Origin of the sequence: Chryseobacterium sp. VD8 (genome assembly GCF_037149975.1) — a bacterium.
GTDB classification, from domain to species: domain Bacteria; phylum Bacteroidota; class Bacteroidia; order Flavobacteriales; family Weeksellaceae; genus Chryseobacterium; species Chryseobacterium indicum.
The window spans coordinates 1-4,313 of record NZ_JBBCQL010000306.1 but is presented as its reverse complement, the minus strand read 5'-3'; the positions used below and the strand labels follow the sequence as shown (position 1 = coordinate 4,313).

Annotated in this window: 3 protein-coding genes; all 3 read right to left on the bottom strand. The window is 36.3% G+C overall.

Going from position 1 to position 4,313, the window contains the following annotated elements; all coding sequences use genetic code 11:
- Nucleotides 1-1,417 (bottom strand): phospholipase D-like domain-containing protein (locus WFK35_RS21010; protein WP_336734466.1); only part of this gene is annotated, 1,417 nt, incomplete at its 3' end.
- A 200-nt stretch (nt 1,418-1,617) separates the two neighbouring features.
- Nucleotides 1,618-3,879, bottom strand: a complete 2,262-nt coding sequence (locus WFK35_RS21005) for a glycoside hydrolase family 3 C-terminal domain-containing protein (protein ID WP_336734463.1) — start codon at nt 3,877-3,879, stop codon at nt 1,618-1,620.
- A gap of 277 nt (nt 3,880-4,156) precedes the next feature.
- Nucleotides 4,157-4,313, bottom strand: a 157-nt coding sequence (locus tag WFK35_RS21000; RefSeq protein WP_336734468.1) for a MetQ/NlpA family ABC transporter substrate-binding protein, incomplete at its 5' end; no start/stop codon positions are given.

The window sequence follows — 4,313 nt, the reverse complement described above, 5'->3', positions numbered from 1 at the left end:
TATTTTTCGCCACCCGATAAGCGATAAAGCAATCAACCAGAAAAATTAAAAATATGCCTCCGTAATTGTTAAACAGTCTCTTCAATGTATTACTTACACTGCTTTCTCCAGATTGTTCTTCTTTATTGGGCATGATGAGTTTCATCATTCCTAGTCCTAAAGGAATACTTACGAAAAGGAACAAGAATAATATTCCGCCGGCTCCTTTGTTCCAAATTTGTGTGATGGCATCAGAATTAAAAACTTCCGGTGTTTCCGGAACTGTACCTCTGTTTAAAGCGGATAGTGTTTCATTTTTCGAAAAAATAAATATATAGGCAACAGAAGAATAAAATACGAATATATACGATAAAAGCATGATGCCTATAAATCCTAAAGTAACCGTTAAAGGCCAGTTAACAGGTGGTTTTACAAAATCAACTTTCAATTCGTTTATTTTTTTCATCAGAACATCAATTTTATCCTGAATGAAAGGGATTTTGATGGAATTATTGGATTCTATAAGCTGTTTTTTATCCTCAATATTTTTCTCGGTTTCCCGAATGTTATTTTCTGTGTTATGTATTTCAGCATCCAGATTATAATTTAGTGTGTCAATCTCATTCTGAGTTTTCATTTCTACGTTACTGATGCTGACTTTCAATTGCTCTTCAATTCTGTTTTTAAGTCTGGTTTCCTTCTCTGCAATCACTTCTATTTCGTTAATAAAATTCGAGTAAAGACTATCCATCGCTTGTGGAAGAACCTGATGATCGCCCTGATTTTCAAAAGCTCTTTGATAAGCGTTTTCTTTCAGAAGATTTTTATCGAATGAGCCGACTTCTGTGGCGATAATGCTATCCAGAACATCTTTAAAATCTTTCAGAGATTGCTCCTGGAAATTCAATGGTTTATTTTGGCTTTCAGATTTTAAAGGATTCATTACCGGAAGAAATGATTCGTTTTCTTCTCTCTCAATTTCTTCAAGACTCAGTCCGTTGTTGAGTTTTTCCACTCGGTCTTTGATCTTGAAAAAACTTTCTGTAAGTTCATTTACTGTTTTAGGGAAATTGGTTACCAAAACCTGTTCATGATTATTTTTGGCATTATTTGACCAATTATAGGAACCTGAAATGGCGATAGTACGGTCTATCACACAAAATTTCAGATTCATCATTCCGTAACCAATATTCCTGATTTTCGTAAAATGTAAGCCCTGACTTACCAAAATATCAAAATCGAGTTTTTCATTATCGGGCTGATCAGAAAGAATCAGTAAAACTTTTACGTTTTGCAGAAGTTTTTCTTTAATAATTTCAAACAAATCCTGATTGGTGAACCAAGCCATAGCAATCAGAATTTCGGATTTTGCGTTTCTTAGTTCAGATTTTATTCTTAGTAAAATGTCATCTGTATTAGAAATTGAATCTTGAATCATTGTATTCATAATTATGGTTATAGAGTTTTAAATGGAGAAAAAATTAAACTATGATTTCTGTTTTAATGAATCAGTTTTATGATACAAATGTAAATACATGAAAAATAAATTTTTTACGGTTTTCCGTAATCGAAAATTTTTTATACGAAAAATGCCCGGAGAAAATCCGGGCATTTCGTTTTAGAAATATATAAGTAAGATTACTTTAACGTAAACTTCACCTTCGTTTTTATGGCATCAGAAGAATTACCGATCTGAGCTTCAAAATCTCCCGGTTCTGCAACCCAATCGTGTTTTTGGGGATCGAAGAAACTTAAAGCAGATTTATCAATGGTGAACGTTACTTCTTTTTCTTCTCCCGGATTCAGATACACTTTTTCAAAACCTTTTAATTCTTTAGCCGGTCTTTCAACAGACGATTTAAGGTCGGAAATATACAGTTGAGCAACTTCCGCTCCGGCTCTTTTCCCTGTATTTTTTACAGAAACCGTAAACGTGATTTTATCGTCCTGAGACATCGTTGTTTTATCAGCTTTGGCTTTTCCAAACTCGAAAGTGGTGTAGCTTAAACCATGTCCGAAACTGAATAAAGGTTTAATTTTTTTCGTATCATGCCATCTGTAGCCTACAAAGATTCCTTCATTGTATGCGATATTGATCGGGTTTTTCTGATCTTTCCCTTTATCTGCTTCCAATTCCGCTTTATTTCCGGGATATTCTCCCAACTGATGTGCGGAATTGTCTTCCAGTTTCACAGGGAAAGTGAAAGGCAGTTTTCCTGAAGGGTTTGCATCACCTGCTAAAACCGAAGCAATCGAATTTCCTGCTTCAGAACCTAAATACCAAGCCTGAACAACAGTCGGAACTTCTTTAATCCACGGCATTGCCACCGCATTTCCGGAAACCAGAACAACCGCAAGATTTTTATTCGCTTTTGCCAATGCAGCAATGACATTGTCCTGATTGTAAGGTAATCCGTAACTTTTTCTGTCGTTTCCTTCACTGTCCTGAAAATCTGCTTTGTTTAATCCTCCGACGAAAATAACGTAATCAGATTTTTTTGCCAGTTCTACGGCTTCGTTTAATAATTCAGCTTCAGAACGGTTATCTTTTAAATCCTGTCCGGATTTTACCCCGTTGTATTCTCCGCCGATGTCTCCAACATAACCTCTTGCGTATTGTACTTCCGACTGTTTCCCGAATCTCGCTTTAATTCCGTCTAAAGGAAGCGTTTCGTATTTCACTTTTAATGAAGAAGAACCTCCGCCAACGGTCATGATTTTGATAGCATTTTCCCCGATTACAGCAATTTTTTTAGCTTTATTCAGATCAATCGGAAGGATATTTCCCTGATTTTTCAACAATACAATTCCTTCTTCCCCGATTTCTTTTGCAATAGCTTTATGCTCTTCAGAAGCGATATTTCCGAAAGGTTTGTTTCGGTTCATCGTCGTTTTATACGCAAGATTTAAAAGCCTTGAAACCTTATCATCCAGTTCTTTGGTTCCTACTTTTCCGGATTTAATTAAATCTAAATAAGGTTTTGCCAGATAATAATTGTCGTAAGCATTTTTTGTCCCTGCCGAAAGTCCGTTTGTCCAGCTTCCGAATTCAAGATCCAGTCCGTTGTGGATAGCCTGTTCGGTATTGTTAACAGCACCCCAGTCGGAAACCACGACCCCTTTATATTTCCATTCTCCTTTTAAAATATCGTTCAGAAGATATTGGTTCTGGCTAGAATACTGACCTTTATACATATCATAAGCTCCCATGATCGTCCAAGAATCACCTTCCGTAACAGCCGCCTTAAAAGCCGGAAGATAAATTTCGTATAAAGCTCTGTCGTCCACTTTTACATTGCTGGTATGGCGGAACATTTCCTGATTGTTCAGGGCGAAATGCTTTACAGAAGTTGCCACACCGTTGGATTGTACTCCTTTGATATAAGGAACCACCATTTTTGATGTTAAATAAGGATCTTCACCCATGTATTCGAAATTTCTTCCGTTGAGTGGAGTTCTGTAAATATTAACTCCCGGTCCCAGAAGAATATCTTTTTTTCGGTAACGGGCTTCTTCACCCAGTGCTTTACCGTAATTCCAGGACATTTTTTTATTCCATGTCGCGGAAAGTGCCGTTAAAGCAGGGTAGGCGATGATAGAGTCGTTTGTCCAGCCTGCCTGATTCCATTCATCCCACATCACTTCCGGGCGAACTCCGTGAGGTCCGTCCGTTGTCCAGAATTCAGGAATTCCCAATCTCGGAACCCCCGGTGAACTGAATTTTGACTGGGCATGAAGCATCGCCACTTTTTCTTCCAGAGTCATTCTGGAAAGTGCATCTTTTACCCGTAATTCCACAGGTTTGGATTCGTCTAAATAAACAGGAAGCGGTGTATTTTGAGCCATATAAGAAGCAGAAATAAATGTGAATAAACTTACAATGGCGGTTTTCTTAAACATAAAAAGCCTTTTTTGATTGGAAACAAAAATAGCAAAAAATTTTATTATCTCAAATTGAGAAAATATATTTTAAATAAATAATTTTTAATAACCCGTGATTTGAAAATAAAAAGACATCATTTCAAAAAAATTGAAACAATGTCTGAATATATAATAATAGACTTTTTCAAAATGTCAATAGTGAATTGTCAATAGTGAATTGTCAATGGTGAATTGCTAGTGGTGAATTTATAGCATAACGGAGGAATTCACTTTTAACCATTCACAATTCACCAAATCAGTTCCAGCCTTTCACAGCACCGCCTTTGAAAATTTCCTCTGCCTTCTTCACTACTTCGTCAGACTCATAAGCTTTTACGAAATTTTTTACCTTTTCGAACGTCTTGTTATCTTCTCTTGAAACAATTACATTTACATAAGGAGAATCTTTATCT